Here is a 21,466-nt window from a genome sequence, read left to right as displayed (position 1 = left end):
GAATTTTCTTTTTTGAAAAATTTTTATAGGTTAGAGATTACTTTCAATCCGACCAATGCAGCATCCGGCCTGCGAGAGGTTTCTCCGGGGCGGATCATATATTGGAACTCAGGCTGTATGAGCACACCGGGCGCGGTATCAATCGCGTAATAAGCCTCAATCACATGAGAGTCTGTCTGCGGGGCCAGAACCTGTGCTCCTAGAGAAAGCCCAGCATCCCGCGCATAGATCTGCCCCAGCTCTTTCCGGTGACTAACATGATACCAAGAATATAAAATACCCAATCTGTCTGTAACACGAGACGGAATGACACCATTGAAGGAAAGGCCGCCATAAGCCTCATCTGAAATGGAGGACACGTGCGGCGTGTTATGAATATACCCCGCCATAAGATACCCGCCCGCCATCTGGTTACGGCCACCTTTACGGTAAATCATCTGGTCGCCCTCGAACCAGAACATATCCATTGGCGCGCTGTGCAGTCGCCCTGTTGCAATCACCCGGTTTGCCGGTGCCGCCCCCAGAACGTCCGGGTAACGTGACGTATCATGCGCATACCCAAAAACATAATGTCCGGGCAGACGGTTTCGTGTCAGGAAGGGTTGCCATGTAAACTCCACCGGCAACATCAGGCCGGTAGTGTTCTCACTCCCCCATGCCCAGCCACTCGGGTTACCCGAAAGAGGACTGACCTGATAAGCCCCCAACTGCACCAGCGTATCCCGCGTGGGGCGAAAGCGTACACGGCTACCCCATGTTGCTTTGGGATAGACAGCAAAGCCCGGATCGACCTTGAGCGCCACAGGGGCAGAGCATGTCACCATAAAGGAGCAGATCAGGGGTGATGTTGCAAAAACATGCGTCAGAGACATACGCCCGAATGTGATATCCATGCGATTTTGAAGAAATTTCTTTTCCGCATAAAAATCGACCAGATGCGCGACAACGTGCCCGGAAAGCCCATACACTTCCATAAGATTTACGTAATAGTCTCCCACGCGATCATGCGAGACCTCACGCCCGGCGCGGTTCATCAACAAAGTATGGACAGACCAGCCATTCCACCCGGCCATTTTTCCCAGATCAAAATTCATTTGCAGGGTCAGTTCATGCACGTAATCCATACCGCGCTGCATGCCGCCATGGATATTAGCCATGGCCTCTCCTTTATATGCAAAGGAGAAAACAAACCCTTTTTTCTGTAATCTTTCCCGGAATGGCATAATTTGTGGAACCAGATGGCCGCTCCCGGCCGTGGGTACATAATAGGGGTCATCCATATCAGTCCGGCGCTGGGCATCCAGTTCCGAGGGCAGAAGCCACGATACTCCTTCTTTCCCTGTCAGGGCATCCAGCTCCATTTTGTGGAATGTCTTGCCACTTTGGTATTCATCCACACTGGGAACATCCATTGTTGCCAGACCGGGCCATGGGGCTACGGGAACACCGCTTGCCGGAAGCGGAGAATCCTTGGGCCGCACAAGTACACTAGCCTCTGGAAGAGACAAATCACCCTGATTTTTTTTTGCAGAAACAAACGGTTTATAAACAGTTTTCTTGTTCTGGTCCTGCTGCATAACAGTGCCATCGGCATGCGCAACACTAACTGAAAGGCTTGTTAGCAGGCACCCCGCATACAGAACGCTCCATAAAGACAATGAACATTCAGGCATGAAAAAGCCTGCACAACGTTTATGATACATGACATGACCATAGGTTAAGTATGAGCACTCTGCTCAGAAAGCACTCAGTTATCCGATGGAAAAATGCCGATATGACCTAACAAGATCGGTGTTCTGGGCGACGAATTCTGTATTCATTTTTTCACAAAAAACAGAAAATTTTTCTGTGAAAATCATCAAATATCAAGAATATTCCTTAGCCAGAACGCAGCACCTTTCATCAGTAAAGAATGGAAGGTGCGATAGCATGTTTTTATAAAAACTTTTTAAAAATATCAAAAACTTACAACACAAATATGTTATTTTTCAAAATGTATGGAAATACCCACAAAGAAGCCGCACAGGCACGCCAAGATTTTACTATCTATCAAGATGAGAAACGCACATGGAAAAATTCATGGAAGGCTATCTCTAAAAGCCGTGAACCATAAATCTATTATTAGGACAATACTCTCCTACTCGCCCTTATGCCTCCTTACGCAAAGGTAAGACAACTCAGCGAGAAGAAGGCATGTTCATTCCTAAAAACTTTAGCTGTCATTCGTTGCTATGCATGAGGCTCTTAAAACGCTGAAACCCGGATAATGTCCAATATATGAAACAGGGATAGTCCATATTTATTTTATATGGATAAGACTGTTTCCCACCCTTCTGAATTTTCCAAATATTCAAATAAAATTATTGTTTATCATATAGTTATAAATTTATAAGCCCTCAAAATAGGCTACTTGTTCCAAGAGAGCAGATAATGGTAAAGCCCCCCTCTCTCACCGAAACGTTATCCTCACCACAAAGCAAAAAACCTGATCCTCGGCAGAACCTTGCACTCAAGGGAGCCATCTCCTCCATATCAAAAAAAATCATGAAAAAATCTCCATTTTTATTAATGGTTTTACCTTGCCTCCTTCTTGACAGGATCAGACATTTTAGACACAGAGCATTTTCCGCTTCTCTGGGCAAAATGATAAAGACTTTTCACGCAGGCCATGGTCCGTCGAGAGGCGTCTTCATCAAGAAACCAGCGCATCTGGATTTAGTCGCAACCTCGGCCGGGCACCTTGCTGTCAGGACGATTTTCATATTGGAGGGATAGCATGGGTGGCACTCAACACGCAGTTCACCATTCTCCACTCGGTGGCATTTATCGTGCCCTTTTTTCAGTCCTCAGCCTCGCCGCGGGTCTGACTCTTACCTATGGTGGCGCAAAGCTGCTGATGCTGGGTGGCTCAGCTTATTATCTGCTGGCCGGGTTAGCGTATTGTGCGCTGGCTCTTCTTGTTTTCATCAAACATCGCGCCACACTTGCTGTGTCTGTGGTCATTTTTGCCGCAACCTTTATCTGGGCGCTGTGTGACACGCCAGAAATTGGCTACTGGGCTCTTTTGCCGCGTCTTGTTGTGCCGGCTATTCTCTTTGCCCTCAGCCTGTGGGCTGTTGCGACCTTCCCTGCAACACGCACGGCTATTCGCCGCGGCAGCGTCTTTGGTGGCCTTGGTCTTGTCGGGTGTCTTCTGGTTACACTCGTGGAAGCCTTTTACCCCCATGGGCAGATCAGCAACCCCGCGGCTGCTCCATCCCCTTCCCAGATTGCACAGGCGGGCAAACCTGACGCATCTGATGACTGGGAGTTTTTCGGACGGAATGCGCAGGGAACGCGTTATGCACCCTACACCCAGATTACGCCGAAAAATGTCAGCAAGCTGAAAGTCGCGTGGGTTTACCATACGGGCAGAAGAACACATGGTCCGGGCGCTGGCGTGGATGAAAACACCCCGCAGCAGATTGGCAATGTGCTGTATTCCTGCACCCCGGAAAACCTGATTACCGCTCTGGAAGCCGACTCAGGGAAAGAAATCTGGAAGTTTGACCCCAAGGCCCATACGGCTGAGCATGTGACCTGTCGCGGTGTTGGCTATTACGATGCCACAAAGGACACCAGCCTGACCGCTGAAGACAAGACTGCGGATGAAGCCGCCCCCATGTGCCACCAGCGTATTCTGGTTTCCACAGTGGATGCTCGCTTTATCGCGCTGGATGCGCATACCGGAGCACTGTGCTCAGGTTTTGGCGAAAACGGTACTGTTGACCTCAAAAAGCAGATGGGCCCCGTTGAAGGGAGCAAACGCTACCACCCCACCTCCATTCCGGTTGTGATGGGGCATGTTGCCGTTATTGGTGGTTGGGTCCGTGATATTGTCCACGGTGAACCCTCCGGCGTTGTGCGCGCCTATGATGTGCGGACCGGCGCTCTAGCTTGGGCGTGGGATGTGGGAGACCCGGAAAATACCGGCGCACCTGCAGAAGGACAGACCTACACGCTGGAAACCCCCAATGTGTGGACCATTCCTACCTATGATAAAGACCTGAACCTCGTCTACCTGCCCACCGGCAATGGCCCGCCCGATTACTGGGGTGGAGACCGCAACGCGGTAAAGGAAAAATTCGGGGCGGCTATTGTGGCCGTGGATGCTACCACCGGAAAAACGAAGTGGGTTTTCCAGACTGTGCATCATGACGTGTGGGACTATGACCTGCCGTCTCAGCCCGTGCTGTATGATGTGACCAATGCGCAGGGAGAAAAAGTCCCCGCCCTGATCCAGACCACCAAGACAGGACATATTTTTGTTCTGGACCGCCGTACCGGCCAGCCAGTAACGGAAGTGCAGGAACGCCGCGTGGCGACCTCTCCATCCGCACAGGGCGAGCATCTGTCTCCCACCCAGCCTTTCTCTGTCGGGATGCCGACCATCGGCGCAGACCCGCTGACGGAAAGCTCCATGTGGGGTGTCAGCACGTTTGACCAGCTTTACTGCCGGATCATGTTCAAGGATTCGGTCTATGAAGGTCCGTTCACCCCGCCGGGTGAAAAACCCTATATCGAGTGGCCCAGCCTGCTGGGCGGCATGAACTGGGGCGGCATCTCCATTGATGAAGCGCGCGGTATCCTGTTTGTGAATGACATGCGCATGCCCCTGCGCATGACGCTGGTAAACCGTGAAGAAGCCAAAAAATATAAGGTTTCAACGGATGAAGTGCCGGGCTTTATGGGCACTATCCGCCCGCAGGTGGCTGGCCCTTATGCCGGGGTGCGCATTGATATCCTGCAATCTCCGCTGCAAGTGCCCTGCAATACGCCGCCCTTCGGCACCATGAGCGCCATTGATCTGCATACCAGAAAGATGCTGTGGCAGGTGCCCATGGGCACAACGCAAGATCTGGGTCCGATGGGTATCAAAACCCATCTGCCGGTCCCCATGGGCATGCCAACTCTGGGCGGGCCGACCTCCACCGCCTCTGGTCTGGTCTTCTTTGCGGGCACTCAGGACTATTACCTGCGCGCGCTGGACTCTGGCACAGGCAGGGAAGTCTGGCGGGAACGCCTGCCGGTTGGTGCTGTGGCTGCCCCTCTCGTTTTCCGGTCTCCCAAGACGGGTAAGGAATATGTGGTCATCTCTGCCGGCGGCATGAGTCATTCTCCGGATGTTGGTGACTATATTATCGCCTACACTTTGCCGGATGACGCTACTGCCAAGTAAGTGCTTGAAAGATAAAGCATAGACTCCAAGAAAATCCCCACTTTTGTGGGGATTTTTTTTGTCCTGACCGCAAAAGCGCGTAATGTTCCTCATAGGTTTTTGTTTTATTTTTAGATTTTTCTTTAAAATGACACATTGTTGGTGCGTTAAAGCCTCCGCAAACAGGTCCAGCAGGACCCTTCGGCACACCCTCTTTCAATAAAAAAGTGCTGTGTCCGAGCCTCGCGGTTGTCCTGCCAGAAAGCAGCCAGCCGCATGATCAGACGACCAACAGGACCCAGACTATGCTTATGAAAACGGAGCACGCTCCGACAATTCGTACCACTGCTGCCCGCCGCGCCCTACGCCGCCACGGGCGGGAAAGCCTTTCAGACCTTCAGTTTCTGGAAGAGTGGGCAACCACCCCCAACAATGACGCCGCCAGCATCCTGCGAGCAGGCCAGATCCGCCGCACGAACCCGGAGCTGATGCGCGATATCACCACAAGCATCCACCAGTCCGCGGATAAGCAGACCCGGGCAAAACCCCCGCGCCGGACAACCTGATTTTTTCAAGCCCTGCGCTTTTCCCCACACGGCAATGCGGCAACCGGCACAGGTTGTGATTGCATCCAGCTTTCAGGAGAGGCACCATGCCCGCATGGTTCGGACTTTTCTTCTTCCCGAAACAGCCCAGAAGAGAAAGCGTGCGCTTGGCACGCTGGTTCTTGGCGGGCTGGCGGCACTGTCTGCCTGCGCCGGGCCAACACGCTCTTCATACCGTGCACCCGGCCCGGCTGTTGATGCATGGAGACCATACATTCAGGAAGCCTCTACGCGCTTTTCCATTCCCCAGTCATGGATTCGCGCCATTATGCAGCAGGAATCCGGCGGCCATCAGTATATGCACGGCAGGCTCACCCGCTCCATTCACGGAGCAGTCGGCCTAATGCAGATCAAACCTGATACCTACAGAGAACTCGCCAGACGCTACCGTCTGGGCTCGGACCCCTACAACCCGCATGACAACATCATGGCGGGGAGTGGCTATATTCGTGAACTCTATGACCGCTTTGGGTCTCCGGGTTTTGTAGCCGCCTATAATTGCGGCCCGCAATGCGAGGAAAACCATCGTAGCCGTGGCGCAAGCCTGCCGTCCTACGCGCGCACCTATCTGGCGGCTGTCAGCCCGCATCTGAATGACCCGGTTCCGGCCATCACCACCACACCTCAAATGGCGTATGCGCCTGCGCCGAGCCCTGTCCTTTCCGGGCCGAGCGGTATCCCGGTGGGCACACCGGCCTATCGTGTGGTTGCGGCGACGGCCCCCGCCACACAGCTTGCCTCCGCCACCCCGGTTACTGGCAGAGCGCCACCGTTACAGCCTAATACTCTGGCATCCCCAGTGCCCTACACGTCTGATGGAGATATTGCGGTCTCATCCGGTTCAGGCACTGCCGCCGCCGGACAGGCGCTGACGGCTCCTGAAGTTGCTCAGGCCGGCGATCCCCCTCCTGCTGCCACTACAGTCTGGCAGCAGGATACGGGCGGGAATGCCATGATCCAGATCGGGGCGTTTTCCACGCAGGAACGCGCTCTTCAAGCTGCGGCCCTTGCCAGACAGTCTTCCAGCACTCTGGCTGGCGCGGTGAACCGGATTGAGATGATCCCTGCCACAAATGGCCGCCAGATCTGGCGAACACGGCTGGCGGGCCTGCCTGCGACACAGGCCGGCCCCGTCTGCTCACAGCTTCGTCAACAGGGTTTGTCCTGTATTCTGGTTGTAGAGCAATAATATTTTTTCCACTGCTTGTTAAGATTTTTCTTATAAGACTATAGCTCTTATATAAGATCACCTTAACAAGACCATAATCTTGTTCGCATTACCTAGGTATTCTTTGGATAATGCGGTTATAGATAACGGACATTATGAGTCATGCCCACTGTAAACAGACCGGGGTTTCACAAGACTGAAACCGCCATCCTGCGTGTGCGCCTTCTGGGCCACATGGATGTCATCTCTCTTGCGGATGATTCGCTGCTGCCCAACGGGACAAAAACCAAGGGGCTGCTGGCTATCCTCGCCCTGTCGGACCGGCGGCCCGTAGCCCGTACACGGCTGGCGGAACTCCTGTGGAGCCAACGCTCCACCGAACAGGCTCGGGCGTCCCTCCGGCAGGAAATCCACCGCCTGCAAGACGCGCTCAACCCGCTCGGCGTATCGGTTCTGGATGTGCAGCGCCAGTCTCTTGCCCTTCTGCCGGGATTGACCAGTGTGGATGCTGAACGGTTTCTGACATGCACACCGGGCAACGTGCTGAATCTGCCCGATGCTCCGTCCCCCCTGCTGGAAAACCTGAGCACCGTAGACCCGGCCTTTACGCTCTGGCTGGCGGACCAGCGCACCCGCATGCGCCAGCATGTTCTGCATCAGTTGGAAGCTTTGCTGGTCACAACGCCGGACCCCACGACAGCGCGGGATGCCGCCCGCCGTCTGCTGCGTATGGAACCGCTGCATGAAGCCGCATGGCGGACTCGTATTCTCTCGGAAACGCTCTGCGGGGAACAGGGTACTGCCCTTCTGAGCGCGGAAACCTGCATTCGCGCCTTTCAGGACGCCGTGGGCGCCCCGCCGGGTGAAGAAACCATGCGGCTGATTTCTGAAATTCGCAGCACACGCTATAAAACTGTCACCCCCCTTGCCGCGCCGGGTGAACGCCGCCTACCAATCTGGGCAAGCAGAAGCCCCGTAGAACCGGAAGCCATACCCGCCCCGCGCCAGCCGTTGTACGGCAACACGCATATCAGCACGCTTGTGTTCTTCTCCTGCCCTGACAGCATAACGGATCCGGCTGTTATCAGCCTTGCGGAAGATTTCCGGGATGAACTGTGCCTGTCCATGGTCCGGCATGGTATTCTCGATGTGATCATGCTGCCGCAGCGCTTCCCCTCCACCACGCCTGAGGATCTGGACGTTTTCCAACAGAAAGGGACGGATTTTATTCTCAGCGTCACGCTGACATCGCAGCAGGATGGCAAAGCGCACCTTACCCTTCAAGCGTTTGACACACGCCTGAACGGGGCCATTGTCTGGGGATACCGGCTGGCCTTTACGCAGGAAAACCTCAACAGCCTGTCCAACCGTATCTCCTCCGTGCTGGTCTGGACCCTCCTGCTGACAGAATCCCGCAGGCTGGGCAGCAAACCTTTGGCCGAACTCGCTCCCATCGGCATGGCCCTGCGCGCCTTCAACCTCAGCCAGCGGCATGACCCGACTATCAGTGGTGTGATTGAGGACCTCCTGCACCGCGCGGAAACCCGCGCGCCGGAGGAAGCTTTTATCCTGTATGTACACGGCAATTACCTGCTTCTAAGCGCCTTTGAGCAGTGGGATGCTCCCATAGCCAGCCTGATGGCCCCGGTTGTGGAATTGATGCGCAAAACTCTGACCCTAATGCCTACCAGCATCAACGCACGTTACCTGCTGACCGTAGGCCTGCTCTATACGCAGCGGCGGGATGAAGCCTTCGCGCTCCTCCAGCAGATAAAGACGGAGTTGGACGACCCGCAGGACAGTCTCTTTATCCTGCTGAAAGGGTTTTACGCGCTGACAGGCGGAGAGCTGGTTCCTGCCGCGCAGATCTACATGGACTTTTTCAACATGGTGCCGTTTATGCCAATCACCATAACAGCGGACCATAATCTGATTGTTTCCTGCTTTCTGGCTGGCCAGCATGAAATGGCGCTGGAAAAAGCCCGAAACATGCTGATTACAAACCCGAATCGCACAGCCATTCTGCTCCCTGCACTGGCAGCGGCCTGTGTGCTGGGCCAACATGCGCTGGCGGATGAATATGCCGAGCGGCTCAACCTGCTCCAACCAGAACTTACAGCCTCACGCATTGAAGCCCACTATACTTATCTACAGCCCCAGCACCTGAAACTGCTGACTGATGCCCTGAAAAAAGGGGGCTTTCTAGAAAGTGGCCCAGCCCCCTTACGCCCCCTGTCCGCAGAGAGCGCAAGCAGACGCTTGGCGGGATTGCCCCGACAGGATATGAAGGGAGCCAAGACCCACCCGACCATGAGCCGGACCTGACCCTGAGCAGCAGGCAGGCCGGGGAACATCGGCGCCCCACCGCCGAAGGAGCCGTATCGACATTATGCCACGTCGCCCCATGCCCTGCCCTTCCGCTTCCGGTTCTGCCTCCAGCGGCTCACGGCCTGCTTTCTGGCTGGCCGGCGTTGCCCTTTCCAGCCTCCTGCTTCTGCCGGCCTGCTCCAGCGGCCCCCACAGCAGTAATGACCTGACCGCCCCGCGCAACCATCTTCTGCATGAAGATCGCGGCGCTTCAGGGGGTGAAGATGTGCTGAAAGGCGGCGTAAACGCCTATCTGTGGCGCGCCACGCTGGATACGCTCTCCTTCATGCCGGTCGCCACGGCGGATGCGGAAGGCGGTATTATCCTGACAGACTGGTACACCCCGCCCGCCGCCCACGGCGAACGCTTTAAAATGACAGCGTTCATCCTTGACCGCCGCCTGCGGTCCGATGCGCTGCGCCTGACCGTGTTCCGGCAGGTCCAGCAGGGGAATGAGTGGGTGGATACCCCGCCCGCTGCCAATACGGCTTCCGATATTGCAGCCCGCATTCTCTCCCGCGCACGCAAGCTGCGCGCGGATAACGGCAACCGGGACGACTAACGTCCCGGCTTTTCCGGCCTGAATTTTAAAATTTGACCCGCGCGAGTTCCATGACACAGCCTGCCAACACGTCCACCACCCCGGCGCACCCCGCAACCGGGGTCTCCTTCGATTTTCAGACCGTTGAGCCCCGGTGGCAGAAAGCGTGGAATGAGGCCGGTGTATTTACCGTGCCGGATGTCCCTCCGGCCGATAAGCCCAAATACTACGTGCTGGAAATGTTCCCCTACCCCTCTGGCCAGCTCCATATGGGCCATGTGCGCAACTATGCGCTGGGGGATGTGGTCGCCCGCTACAAGCGCGCCCGTGGTTATGCCGTGCTGCACCCCATGGGGTGGGACGCGTTCGGCCTGCCTGCCGAAAATGCCGCGCGAGAACGCGGAGTGCACCCGCAAGACTGGACGCTGAAAAATATTGCCGCCATGCGCGCCACTCTCCAGCGCCTTGGCTTCTCCCTTAACTGGGACCGTGAAATCGCCACCTGCCTGCCGGAGTATTACGGCAAGCAGCAGAAGCTGTTTCTGGACTTCCTTCAGGCTGGTCTGGTGGAACGCCGGGAAAGCTGGGTGAACTGGGACCCGATTGACCAGACCGTGCTGGCGAACGAGCAGGTTGTGGAGGGGCGCGGCTGGCGCTCCGGTGCTCTGATTGAGAAGAAGAAACTTTCCCAGTGGTTTCTCAAAATCACTGATTTTGCGGAAGACCTTCTGGATGGCCTGAAAACGCTGGATCGCTGGCCGGACCGCGTGCGCACCATGCAGGAACGCTGGATTGGTCGCTCGGAAGGCGCGCATATCACCTTCTCCCTGCATCAGCCCCCGCAAGGGCTGACCAATGAGGGGTTGGACAGCAATCTGAACGCGGTCGAGGTTTTTACCACCCGCCCGGATACGCTATTCGGCATGTCCTTTCTGGCCATTGCGCCGGACCACCCGCTGGCTGCTTACGTTGCCCAGAGCAATAAAGACGCCGCCGAGTTCATCGCGGAATGTCGCCGCCTCGGCACATCAGTTGAGGCTGTGGAAACGGCTGAAAAGCGCGGCTTTGATACGGGCCTGCGCGTTAACCATCCTTTCATGGACAAAAGCTTTCCGATCTGGATCGCCAATTTCGTGCTGATGGATTACGGCACCGGCGCGCTGTTCGGCTGCCCCTCGGGGGATCAGCGCGATCTGGACTTCGCGCACAAATATAATCTGCCCGTCACGCCGGTTGTCCTGCCGCAGGGAAAAGATCAGGCCGACTTCGCGATTACCAAAAACGCCTTTACTGGCGACGGTACCCTGATCAATTCCGGCTTTCTGGATGGTCTCTCCACGGAAGAGGCCCGCAAGGAAGCCATTACCCGGCTGGAAGAGCTTGGCGTTGGCAAAGGTGTGGTCAACTGGCGTCTGCGTGACTGGGGTGTTTCCCGCCAGCGCTACTGGGGCTGCCCCATTCCAGTCATTCATTGTGAAAGCTGCGGCCCTGTGCCGGTGCCGGATGCGCAACTGCCCGTCAAACTGCCGGAAGATGTGACGTTCGACAAACCCGGCAACCCGCTGGACCACCACGCAACATGGAAGCATGTGGCTTGCCCCAAATGCGGCAAGCCTGCGGTGCGTGAAACCGACACGTTTGATACATTTGTTGACAGTTCATGGTATTTTGCGCGGTTCACCGCCCCGCATGCCCCAACCCCGACCGTGCGCGACGCCGCCGATGGCTGGCTGGCAGTTGACCAATATATTGGCGGGATTGAGCACGCCATTCTGCATCTGCTCTATGCGCGCTTCTTTACCCGCGCCATGCGTAAGACCGGCCATCTGGACCTGAGCGAGCCGTTTGCCGGACTGTTTACGCAAGGCATGGTCAACCACGAGAGTTACAAGGATGCGGCAGGCAACTGGCTGTATCCGGAAGAGGTTGATCTGCGCCCCGAGGGTGCTGTCAAACGCGGCACGGAAGACGCCGTGACGGTTGGCCGCGTGGAAAAAATGTCCAAGTCCAAGCGCAACACCGTCTCCCCCGAAGCGATTATTGAACGCTTTGGTTCAGATACTGCCCGCTGGTTCGTTCTGTCTGACAGCCCGCCTGAACGCGACATGGAATGGACAGAGGCCGGGGTTTCCGGTGCCGCGCGTTTTGCGCAGCGCCTGTTCCGCCTTGTTCGCACTGTAGCAGAAACCGTCCCGGCTCAGAATACGTGCCCGGCAGATATCGCCTCGGAAGCCGATACATTACGCCGTGCCACACACCGCACCATTGCGGCCGTCACGGAAGCATTGGAAGCCTTCACCATCAACGTGGCCGTGGCCCGTATTCATGAACTGACCTCGGCCCTTGCCGATGCGGAAAAAACACCGGAACTGGACGGCATCGCCTTTGCCCGGCGTGAAGCCGCCCGCGTTCTCTGCCAGCTTTGCGCCCCCATGATGCCGCATCTGGCGGAGGAAATGTTTGCGCTGCTGGAGCCGGGTAAGACTATGGTGGTGGAACTGCCTTGGCCGGAAGCAGATCCGAGCCTGCTGGCCGCCACGCAGGTCACGCTGGCTGTGCAGATTATGGGCAAGCTGCGCGGCAAGATTGATGCCGCGCCGGATGAAGACAGTGCGGCCGTTATCGCCCGTGCCGAAGCCGAACCCAACGTGGCCCGGTTGCTGGAGGGCAAACGGATTGTCAAACGTATCCACGTGCCCAACCGTATCGTCAATTTTGTAACGGCAGGCTAATGTCCAGACCCCGCTTCACGCACTCTCTGTTGAATGGCTCGCTGGCAGTTTTACTGCTAGGAGCCCCTCTTGCGCTGAGCGGGTGCGGCTTTCAGCCTCTTTATGGTGAGCGCGAAGATGCGCCGCAAATCAATGCGGAACTCAAACGCGTTTACGTTGCCAATATTCCGGAACGGATGGGCCAACAGGTTCGTCTTGCGCTGCAACAGAACATGGCAGGAGATGGCCCGGAGGATCCAGACGGCTACAAGCTGGTTGTCCAGCCCTCCATAGGGTGGGAATCTCTGGATATCCATTCGGATAATACGTCCGGCCGTGTGCGTATGAACGCCCATGCGCACTGGACACTCTTCAGCGTGGAACAGTATCCCAAACTTCTGGCACAGGGCGATGCCTCCGCGCTGGATGGATACACAGCAACCTACGAACAGTATTTTGCCCAGACCCTGAATGGGGAAACGACAACGGGCCGTGTTGCCAAAACTTTGGCGGATCAGGTCACCCAGCAGGTGGCAACATGGTTCCGCACACAAGTCACACCGGCGCAAAAACGCACACAAGGCCCCAAAGCTTTCTACCCCATGCCCAATGCCATTCCAAATTCTGAAAAGGATGCGCCCATGGAGCAGGAAGGCGATGATGCTATTCCAGACATGGCCACAGGGCGTGGCTCCCCCAGCCCGACCGGCGGTCTGTAACCGTTCCGGGCGGGAGGCGGCCCCATGAAAATTGATGCCCGAACCCTGCCCCGCGTAACCCGGGACCCCGGCGCATGGCGGGTAATCCTGCTGCATGGTGAGGATACAGGGCTGATCCGTGAACGCGCGCAGGATGCCGTCAAACAAATTGCTGGATCGGTTGATGACCCGTTCCGTGTAGCGGTTCTGGACAAGGAAACGCATGACCGGCTGGAAGAGGAAGCCACCGCTTTCTCCCTGATGGGCGGCCGGCGCGCCGTGCGGGTGCGTGATGCCGGAGATGGCCTGCTGAAAGCCATCACCCATGTGCTGGATCAGAAGACGGATACGCTGGTGGTGCTGGAAGCACCGGGCCTCCCGTCGCGCTCCAAACTGCGCGCCTTGCTGGAAAAGCATCCAGACTGCGCAAGCGTAGGCTGCTACCCCGAAGAAGGCCGCACGCTGGAAACAACCATCACCCAGATGCTGGCCAGCCACACAGTCCGCATCGATCAGGACGCCCTGCACTGGCTGACAGGCCGACTGGGCGCAGACCGGAGTGCTGCCCGGAGCGAGGTGGAAAAACTGGCGCTCTATGCAGGCGACAAAGGCACTCTTACACTGGACGATGTGCATGCCTGCATTGGCGATGCGGGCAGCGTTTCCGTGGAAGACGCCGCTTTTTCCGCCACGGAAGGGCGCCGGACAGAAGCGGATCTGGCCATCGAGCGCGCACTGGCGGAGGGCATCAGCCCGATTGCCATTGCCCGCACTTTTCTCTCCCACCTGCACCGCCTGCGGCGTGTGCGGGCAGCCATGGAGGATGGCGCTAGCCGGAGTGACGCCATCAAAAGCCTACGTCCCCCTGTTTTTTTCAAACGCACTACCAGTTTCAACCGGGCAGTCGATCTCTGGCCACTCCATGCCCTGACCAAGGCGGTGCAGGAAACACAGGCTCTGGAGCTTGCCTGCAAGCAGACTGGCGCACCGGACGAACTCCTCTGCAAACGCTACGTGGCCGGACTTGCGGCCCGGGCGGTGCTCGCCTCCCGCCGCTAGGCACCCTTACCCTTGCTCCTGCACAGGGCTTTGAGTATAAACGCCAGCGTGTGTCCGCGTAGCTCAGCAGGATAGAGCACAGGATTCCTAAGGTAATTGGGCGCCATGACGGGAAACTCCATGGTGTATCCGCTCAAATTCGGGGAACGCTCTGGCCTGCTCAGGCCGTGCCGATCCCGAGCCAAGCCGCCCTCTGGCAACAGAGGCGGAAGGTGTAGAGACTGGACGGGCGGTGCCTACGGGCTGGAAACAGCTTAAGGCAAAGGGACAGTCCAGACCACAAACACCCGGCCCCTTCATACAGGGAGCAAAGCCGGGTGGCGGTGAAAACCGAAGTGGCAAGAATCCTGGGGCCATGGGTTCGAATCCCGTCGCGGACACCAATCTTTGGAAAAATTTCTTTATAAAACAATAGATTAATTGGATGGCCGTATTACCCGCCCCTCTTAACGCCCGCCTTTACGACTCCGCTCGCTAAACGGCACAGACGCAAGGCCAACTATCTACTCGCCGTAAAATATGAATTAGTCGCAGGGCGCTTGTCGGGCTATAAAGGGGCTAACGACCGGCTCTTCCCGGTCGGGTTTCTTTCTGTGAATCTTCGATGAAACCCCTCCGCAGCCCTCACGGCGGAGGGGTTTTTTCTTTCAGGAGGGTGCTGCACCCAACGGAGCGATGAGATCAGCATACCTCTGCCGGACCTTCTCTCGCCCAACATTGGTTTTAGCTACCCCTTCCCCGTTCAGTTCCCTGTAAGCAGAAGGCGTCAAAGAATTGAGATGTTCAGCTATCTCGGACCATGGATAACGTCCATGCCCGGTAGAGCCAAGAACAAGAACCTCTCGGATCGTCTCAACATACTCGCTCCATAGCTCCTTGGCTCGCTCCCAGACATCTGCCTGCTCCGCTGCAAGGATACTCCCGGCTTCCCGGCGAACAGCCTCACTCGCATCCTCTACAGCCGCCGCAGTGACCGCTCTTTCCTTAGCAAGGGATTCTTTCCGGCGAAGAGCTGTCGGAAGGACTTCGTCAATCTCCCGCAACCGCTCATATTTCTTTGACAACTCAACCGGGAGATAAACCGTGGTCTTACCTGTTTCCATCGCATCAAGCCGGATGTTGTTGACCTGCTCATGGACGGCAACAAGAGAGTCCTTCTCAGCCTGAAGCGCGGAGACGATTTTAGTAGCCTTGACTTGCCTGGCACCGACTTCGTCCAAAGCCTTGAGAGTATCCTGATAGCGGTTCTTAGCCGCTGCCAGATTGGTCTGTAGTTTGTTCATCATTTATTCCAATACTCTTTAGCGCGGCGAATGATGTATTGAAGCCGGGTGGCGTTTTCGTCGCCTTTCTGGGGGATAAGTTGCGGCCTGTTCGCTTCTGGGGTTGGGTTGTGGATCTCGTCTGCTCGGTCCTGCTGTTTCTTCAGAACCAAGCCCACGGCAGAAGAGCTGTTCTTCCGAATGGACGGGATGCTGACCTCTGAATTGGTCGGGGCGACATGCTGCGTCCACATAGGCATCGGTTTATCTTTGGTGCTACCGCGACCTCCTGTGCGTTCGTGCTTCCGTCGAAAAAAGGCCGTGATTGGCGCATCAAAAGTTCGGATACGCCGAACAGAATTAGATCTCGCTTTTTTAAAAGCCATGAGAAAATCCATAATTTTTCTTCAGAAATCGTAGCATCGGCTATCCTCCCGGCCTAACGCCATAAAGAAGATCGAGCGCTTCAATCACCAATCCCACGACATCTGAGGCAGAATCTGCTTCTTCCAGAAATGTTTGAGCTGCTTCGAGATGGTATTTAACCAGTTCGATATGGGATTCTTTCCCGGTCAGACCGGGAATCTGTCCTTGGCTCCATTGCACGTAGTCATCGCCGGGAACACTCATCACCACACTCCCAATACTGATTTACGGGTTGCTTCCAGCTCGGCAAGATTCCGACGCACAGCGTTCTGCCACGCGATATATTGATTATTATCGTGCTGCCCGAACTCATCATCCATGAGAATGCGATTATCGAGGTAATGCAACCGGGTGAGCATCATGGCGGTGCGTTCGACAAGAAGCTGTTGAGTCGGCTGAAGGTTTTCTCCAAAATCCTGTTTGAGTGCCTTGATATATTTACGATACCGACGAGCCGGTGCGCTTCTGCCATCAGCGATCAATCGACTGTCGCTTTTGGTAAAAGGTCCCAGTTCTTTCTTAATTTTTGAAACTGCCATCTAGGGCCTCCAATTGTAATCATCCCCTAACACGATGGTAATCGGGTCTAACCACCCTCTATTTAGCGTGTAATTATTAAAAAGTAATCGAAACGTATTTTGATATTATTTGATATGAAAAAGAATTTTTATTTTTCTTGAGAAACAATTCAGAAGGTTTGGAGGCCACTCTAGAAGCCAATTTTTCCATGATTAGCATTCTTTGACAGTGAGTTAAGAGAACAGATATGTAACAGCCAGCCTTAGAGCCGCTCTTGGTAACAACCAATCAGAGCAGTAAACAGAAGGGCGGGAGTGGCGTAAGTATGGTCGAAAATAGGTAATGTTTACTAACCCATTTTATCGTGCATCAGCGCTAGAGGATGCCAGCAGGCCACAGGTTCCTCACAGGAATTTCCGAAGGACTTAGGTCTATCCCTTTCTACAACCGACCCAGCGGTCTGCTACGGCGCTTGCAACGCCAGTCTTGACCCCCGCACCGGAAAATGCTCGCCTTTGCCAACAGAAAGGCAAAGTAATGTACAACCAAATTGCCGAGGACATATGCCAAAGTGTCTATGCGGCCACCAATGATTACTATCGTCAATGTGAAGAATCTCTTGGTAAATACGCCCTTGGCTTTCGCATCTTATACGGCCCTCCGGTGGTCGATGCACCGTTTCTGTTTCTTGGGTATCAGCCGGGTGGACGAACAATTGACTGTGCCGATCATCATGAGACGTGGCCGGAGACCTGCGACTACGCGACAGAGGAATGGCCGCTCGCCAGACAAGTGAGGGCGATTTGGGAGCCGGAAGTGGTGGCGCGATGCTCCGGGCTTAACGCTATTTTCTTTCGAGCTCCAAGTATCGCTGATTGGAATAGGATACCGAAAACACTACGCATTGATCTTGAGATTTTCAGCCGAAAAAATGCAGAACGTATTGTGCGGGCACTTCGACCAGAATGCCTGATTGTTATAGGGTTGGGGACGTTTAACTGGCTGACTCAGAGCGAACCGTCTTTGCACGGGGAGAAAGGCCGGGTGCTTGCCCGCAAAGGCACCCTATGGGGCTGCAAAGCGATAGGGACGGTCCATCTCAGTGGCTCCCGAATAAGCCGGGGAGACCGAGAGTGCCTAAAGGCATATTTCGCAACGATACAGACTCCCCAAAGGACAGAGCAGACGCAGGAAGGATGGCCCACGTAACGCGCTACCCCTTACCGAACCGGAGGTAGGAGGAGCCCTGCGGACTGCTTACGCTCTCGCAGGGATGACTCCCATTCCGCCTCCTTGATCATCCGACTGTCTTACGTGGCAGCAGAGCCAACCGGCGGTGTATTTGGGCTTCATGTGCGTCCATCAAGCCGCCTCGCAGCCATTCAGGAAGACTATTCATGATCCCCAGCATGTAGCCAAAATATTGGTCGGCGGGAACGCAAAGGTCCATCCGATCGGGGTCCGCGTATATTCTGTGAAATGCCGGAATGGCATCGGCAATCCTGTCTGCGCGTTCGAAGCGTGGGTCGCCATCACACTGAGTCAGTCTTTCTATTCCCGCATGCGCATGATGACAGTATCTTCATTCATCTCATGCTCTCCTTTTCACAAGGATTATTTTACTACGACAGTTGCTGTATCGAAATGGAATTCGTCCGTCTGATTACGTTGCCATCTGCCAGAATGCGGGATCGCTCCGGATGAAGTCCGGGAGATCTGCCGGGTTGATTTCCATCCATGGAAAGATTGCAGAAGGCTTTTCCGTAAACTCCGGCCAAAGGTTCGGGTCATCGTTAGCCGGGAGCAGTAGCGGGAGTTGTTCCGGCGTAGTCTGACGGGCCGGTTTTTTAAATTCTCTTATATTAGAACCCCCGAAAAGCGGCCCGTCCCAGCGTTCGGGAGCCCATCGATACCCAACCATCTGGCACACCGTATCGACCCCGGCCACCGCGTAGGATTCGGTCCCGGCACGCCGGTTGCGGATGGTCTTGCAGGTCAGTCCCAACCGGAGGAAAATATCCTTGACTTCAAGATAAGCAGAGCGCCGCTTCGCATCCACTCGCCACCTCACAGGCACAACGCCGAGATGTGCCATCAAGAACCGTTCATCCCAAGCTCGGTCTGCTATCCCCTGCGCCTCTTCCTTGCTAACCCGCACCCCTTCCTTCAGGTCCACTCCGGCAAGAATGCGTCCATAGGCTTCTCGTATCTGGCTCCACAGCTTTCGCTTCGAGATGGTCATCTCCCCGCTGTCCGGCACCTCTTTCCCCTTGGCCGACGCCATGCGGTCCAGCACACCCACCCCACGGCCATGATCCCACAGCGCAATAGTCGCATCATCAAGGTCAGCAACATTCAGGCCTTCCCTAATACGGAATGCCTCCAGCTCGTATCGCTGTTCTTCAGTAATCCTTTCCGTCAGCTTCAACTCATTGAAGCGATCACCATCAATCACTGACGCATTCTGCACGCCAAGCACATAGGTTGCCTCACCCTCTACCCGAAGTGCTGTGCGTTCCTCCGCAAGGACTGCATCCGTATCCGCATTACCCCTACGAATACTGGCTCCCATCTCCTCCAACACCCAGAGGAGCCCGTTGCCAAAGTCTGCTCTACTGTTCGCATCATCAACAGACACCTCCGCACGGAATTCATCATAAGAGAGGACATCTACCCCGGCCAGCCGCGCCGCTTCCCGCTGCCCTTTCAGGTAGCCTTCAAGGTCATCGCGCTGCTTGAGATTATTTATTTCCGGAAGAGAGACAATCAACTTTTTCAGATAACGAACTCGCCGCATCATCTGCGCCGCATCTGCTGGGGTTGCGGTATAACCTGCCCCAATAAACACCCCGAAGGTAAAATGTTCGTTCTTTCCATGTTCAATAGAAATGCCGGAACTAATTACCGGAGAGTGCACGACCACATCATATTTCCGGCTTTCGGTCTCCGGCGCGAGGAGGAAAGTCTCTTGGTCCCGGTTGAATTTATTCTCTGCCCAGATACCCAATACTCTGCGCCCCTGATTAACAAGATGCTCTGTCAGGGCCTTGGCTTCTTTCACACTCTCACATGAAACCCATAGCCGCTCGCCTGCATCCAACTCAGCATCTATTCTGCCCCAAATGGCAGAGGCGGCTCCCCGACCACTATGCACCAGATATTCGACATCCAGCTCAGGTCGCTGTTCTGGGGTCACATCAATGATACGAAAGGTTTCTCCCGGTCGGCATTCCTCAAGGAAGCGGACGGTCCGGGCATCTGCCCCCGCGTCGGCTGCAATCACACACTTTGCCTGACGGACCACATCCTTGAGCGCCTCGTAAATGGCTCTGTCGTTGATGTCAGAAGCAAGAAACCGAAGAACCTGCGAGACTTCGTCAATGAAAATATACTCGCAGGCGTCCCTTACTCCGGAAAACTCCGACTTTTTCAATGACGGAAGGCATGTTGCCAGATCACTCTCCTGCCCATCAGCATCTTTATAATAAGTGACATCAAGAACACCGGACAGACTCCCCGTGAGCGTGACCCTATGACAGAGCGCAATGAATCCCGGCTTCTGCGTCCGCATACCGTCGCCCAGAGGATCAGGCACCTCAGCAGCAGGACGGCTCTTGGCCCAGTCAGCAAAGCGTCTTCCCACAACCTTAGTTTTCCCCTGCCCCATGGGCGCACGCAGAATGATGACACCCCGGTAGTCCTCCGCTTTCAAGTCAGGCAACGAAGCTCTCTGTTCATAAAGGTGCCTCTGCCGTGCCTCGGGCGGAATACTCATGGTGCTGAGAATGAACGCCTTACGCTCCGCAACCAGTCTTTCTACCCACGCACGCGCTGTCGGACTTCCTTGTGCGGCGCTGTCTATATCTACAAGGAAAGGAACCCGACGGGACAACATCCCGGCTTTTTTCCAATCAACGGTCACAGCGTTACGGGGATTCCTAATCCCCGTGTTCAGCCCATTGTGGACGACCTGAACGGCTTCCCCCGGAGGCAATCCGGTCGTAATTCCCGCTGCAATTAGTTTCTTCTCAGCAAAGGGGCGGTCTATCTCTCCACCACCAACAAGCTCTCCGATACGTGCGGAGCAGGCAAAAACGCGGCTATTTCGACCGCCCTCAGCAGTATCTGTGATACGGGCAACCGCTGCGTCCAGTTCCCCGAGAGCCGCTTCTGTGCCCCCAGTCCGTTCGACAAGAGCCTTCTCTTCGTCAGTCAGTTCACGCAGAGGTATTGCTTCCCGTTGAAAGGACGGGGCTACCTCTGCCGCGTTCAGGATATTGAATTGCGCCTCTGTGATCCGGCCCGCTTCAGCCACTTTGAGAAACTGATAGAGCGACATCCCTCTGCCGTCTGCAAGAACTGCATAGCGCGTCCCGTGCTCGGCATCGAAGTAAGGCATATTAAGCCAGTTCCCGATATTGGGGATATCCTGTTTAGGAAATACCTCTGTATCAGCAGGCCAACCCAAATCGGCCACCACACCCTTCAGCTTAGCCTTTACCTTCCCGGCATTTATCGGTTCGCTGAAGAAGAACAGGATATGCGCCCCGCCCGACTTCGACCGGCAGACGATACCCGGCAAATCTCTTTCGGCCAGTGCCTTGACGATGTCCGTATGAACGAGATCGTATTCGTCGATATCGATACCGGCCCAATGGCAAGTACCATCCGGCATAACGGGAACGATGCCCAAGGGCCGGGTGCCATCAATATGCTGTTGCCAGAGGTCGGTTGTCGGAGGCGTCTTAATGGTCCGAGCAGTCTTCTTGATCTCGACCTTCTTCCGGGACGTGGTCGCCCCGGAAGCCTCCGCCACATAGGTGCCGTGCCCCGCCGGATTACCCGTGAACAGACGAAACATCCGCTCGGATTCTCTAAGAGCCTGTTTGGAAATTCGCTGAAGTGTGATTCAA

Annotated in this window: 15 protein-coding genes; 9 read left to right on the top strand and 6 right to left on the bottom strand. The window is 55.6% G+C overall.

What is annotated here, in order from left to right; all coding sequences use genetic code 11:
- Window positions 1-23: 23 nt before the first annotated feature.
- A complete protein-coding gene (locus AD949_RS09305) occupies window positions 24-1,673 on the bottom strand; it encodes a carbohydrate porin (protein ID WP_244463358.1) in 1,650 nt (549 codons plus the stop codon).
- A 239-nt stretch (window positions 1,674-1,912) separates the two neighbouring features.
- Here AD949_RS09305 and AD949_RS09300 point away from each other — a divergent pair, with 239 nt between their 5' ends.
- The 9 genes from AD949_RS09300 (at window position 1,913) to holA (ending at window position 14,346) form a co-directional block, all read left to right on the top strand.
- Window positions 1,913-2,113, top strand: a complete 201-nt coding sequence (locus AD949_RS09300; RefSeq protein WP_048835761.1) for a hypothetical protein — start codon at window positions 1,913-1,915, stop codon at window positions 2,111-2,113.
- 663 nt (window positions 2,114-2,776) lie between these two features.
- Window positions 2,777-5,218, top strand: coding sequence for a membrane-bound PQQ-dependent dehydrogenase, glucose/quinate/shikimate family (locus tag AD949_RS09290; protein ID WP_048835763.1), 2,442 nt, complete (start codon window positions 2,777-2,779; stop codon window positions 5,216-5,218).
- 284 nt (window positions 5,219-5,502) lie between these two features.
- Window positions 5,503-5,763: a hypothetical protein gene (locus AD949_RS09285; protein WP_052944557.1), complete on the top strand. Its 261-nt coding sequence runs from the start codon at window positions 5,503-5,505 to the stop codon at window positions 5,761-5,763.
- Window positions 5,764-5,857: 94 nt separating this feature from the next.
- Window positions 5,858-6,991: a lytic transglycosylase domain-containing protein gene (locus AD949_RS09280; protein WP_048835792.1), complete on the top strand. Its 1,134-nt coding sequence runs from the start codon at window positions 5,858-5,860 to the stop codon at window positions 6,989-6,991.
- Window positions 6,992-7,132: 141 nt separating this feature from the next.
- On the top strand, window positions 7,133-9,295 hold the full coding sequence (locus AD949_RS09275) for an AfsR/SARP family transcriptional regulator (RefSeq protein ID WP_048835764.1): 2,163 nt from the start codon (window positions 7,133-7,135) through the stop codon (window positions 9,293-9,295).
- 64 nt (window positions 9,296-9,359) lie between these two features.
- Window positions 9,360-9,899, top strand: coding sequence for a DUF3576 domain-containing protein (locus AD949_RS09270; RefSeq protein ID WP_048835765.1), 540 nt, complete (start codon window positions 9,360-9,362; stop codon window positions 9,897-9,899).
- Between the two features lie 50 nt (window positions 9,900-9,949).
- A complete protein-coding gene (gene leuS / locus AD949_RS09265) occupies window positions 9,950-12,610 on the top strand; it encodes a leucine--tRNA ligase (protein WP_048835766.1) in 2,661 nt (886 codons plus the stop codon).
- Complete coding sequence (locus AD949_RS09260; RefSeq protein WP_048835767.1) at window positions 12,610-13,308, top strand: lipoprotein; 699 nt, start codon at window positions 12,610-12,612, stop codon at window positions 13,306-13,308. The genes leuS and AD949_RS09260 overlap by 1 nt, the downstream gene beginning before the upstream one ends.
- Window positions 13,309-13,332: 24 nt before the next feature.
- Window positions 13,333-14,346 (top strand): DNA polymerase III subunit delta, encoded by a 1,014-nt coding sequence (gene holA, locus AD949_RS09255; protein ID WP_048835768.1) that lies wholly within the window; start codon window positions 13,333-13,335, stop codon window positions 14,344-14,346.
- A 647-nt stretch (window positions 14,347-14,993) separates the two neighbouring features.
- Here the strand turns inward: holA and AD949_RS09250 are convergent.
- The 5 genes from AD949_RS09250 to AD949_RS09225 all read right to left on the bottom strand — a co-directional run bounded on the left by AD949_RS09250 (window position 14,994) and on the right by AD949_RS09225 (window position 21,414).
- Window positions 14,994-15,632 (bottom strand): hypothetical protein, encoded by a 639-nt coding sequence (locus tag AD949_RS09250; RefSeq protein WP_048835769.1) that lies wholly within the window; start codon window positions 15,630-15,632, stop codon window positions 14,994-14,996.
- Window positions 15,629-15,994: a hypothetical protein gene (locus AD949_RS09245; RefSeq protein WP_141325413.1), complete on the bottom strand. Its 366-nt coding sequence runs from the start codon at window positions 15,992-15,994 to the stop codon at window positions 15,629-15,631. Before AD949_RS09245 ends, AD949_RS09250 begins: the two co-directional genes overlap by 4 nt.
- A 40-nt stretch (window positions 15,995-16,034) precedes the next feature.
- The gene (locus tag AD949_RS09240; protein WP_048835771.1) at window positions 16,035-16,238 is read right to left on the bottom strand and encodes a hypothetical protein; all 204 of its coding nucleotides are present in this window, start codon (window positions 16,236-16,238) and stop codon (window positions 16,035-16,037) included.
- Window positions 16,238-16,573 (bottom strand): hypothetical protein, encoded by a 336-nt coding sequence (locus tag AD949_RS09235; protein ID WP_048835772.1) that lies wholly within the window; start codon window positions 16,571-16,573, stop codon window positions 16,238-16,240. The genes AD949_RS09240 and AD949_RS09235 overlap by 1 nt, the downstream gene beginning before the upstream one ends.
- Before the next feature lie 1,643 nt (window positions 16,574-18,216).
- A complete protein-coding gene (locus AD949_RS09225; protein WP_048835774.1) occupies window positions 18,217-21,414 on the bottom strand; it encodes a plasmid replication protein, CyRepA1 family in 3,198 nt (1,065 codons plus the stop codon).
- Between the last annotated feature and the right edge of the window lie 52 nt (window positions 21,415-21,466).

Source organism: Acetobacter orleanensis, assembly GCF_001581005.1.
GTDB lineage: Bacteria > Pseudomonadota > Alphaproteobacteria > Acetobacterales > Acetobacteraceae > Acetobacter > Acetobacter orleanensis.
This window is presented reverse-complemented; position numbering and strand designations above follow the sequence as displayed.

Bases quoted from the DNA above. Each gene is read 5' to 3' on its own strand.
- AD949_RS09305 (WP_244463358.1), bottom strand. From the start codon at position 1,673: ATGCCTGAATGTTCATTGTCTTTATGGAGCGTTCTGTATGCGGGGTGC.
- AD949_RS09300 (WP_048835761.1), top strand. From the start codon at position 1,913: ATGGAAGGTGCGATAGCATGTTTTTATAAAAACTTTTTAAAAATATCA.
- AD949_RS09290 (WP_048835763.1), top strand. From the start codon at position 2,777: ATGGGTGGCACTCAACACGCAGTTCACCATTCTCCACTCGGTGGCATT.
- AD949_RS09285 (WP_052944557.1), top strand. From the start codon at position 5,503: ATGCTTATGAAAACGGAGCACGCTCCGACAATTCGTACCACTGCTGCC.
- AD949_RS09280 (WP_048835792.1), top strand. From the start codon at position 5,858: ATGGTTCGGACTTTTCTTCTTCCCGAAACAGCCCAGAAGAGAAAGCGT.
- AD949_RS09275 (WP_048835764.1), top strand. From the start codon at position 7,133: ATGCCCACTGTAAACAGACCGGGGTTTCACAAGACTGAAACCGCCATC.
- AD949_RS09270 (WP_048835765.1), top strand. From the start codon at position 9,360: ATGCCACGTCGCCCCATGCCCTGCCCTTCCGCTTCCGGTTCTGCCTCC.
- leuS (WP_048835766.1), top strand. From the start codon at position 9,950: ATGACACAGCCTGCCAACACGTCCACCACCCCGGCGCACCCCGCAACC.
- AD949_RS09260 (WP_048835767.1), top strand. From the start codon at position 12,610: ATGTCCAGACCCCGCTTCACGCACTCTCTGTTGAATGGCTCGCTGGCA.
- holA (WP_048835768.1), top strand. From the start codon at position 13,333: ATGAAAATTGATGCCCGAACCCTGCCCCGCGTAACCCGGGACCCCGGC.
- AD949_RS09250 (WP_048835769.1), bottom strand. From the start codon at position 15,632: ATGATGAACAAACTACAGACCAATCTGGCAGCGGCTAAGAACCGCTAT.
- AD949_RS09245 (WP_141325413.1), bottom strand. From the start codon at position 15,994: ATGGCTTTTAAAAAAGCGAGATCTAATTCTGTTCGGCGTATCCGAACT.
- AD949_RS09240 (WP_048835771.1), bottom strand. From the start codon at position 16,238: ATGAGTGTTCCCGGCGATGACTACGTGCAATGGAGCCAAGGACAGATT.
- AD949_RS09235 (WP_048835772.1), bottom strand. From the start codon at position 16,573: ATGGCAGTTTCAAAAATTAAGAAAGAACTGGGACCTTTTACCAAAAGC.
- AD949_RS09225 (WP_048835774.1), bottom strand. From the start codon at position 21,414: ATGTTTCGTCTGTTCACGGGTAATCCGGCGGGGCACGGCACCTATGTG.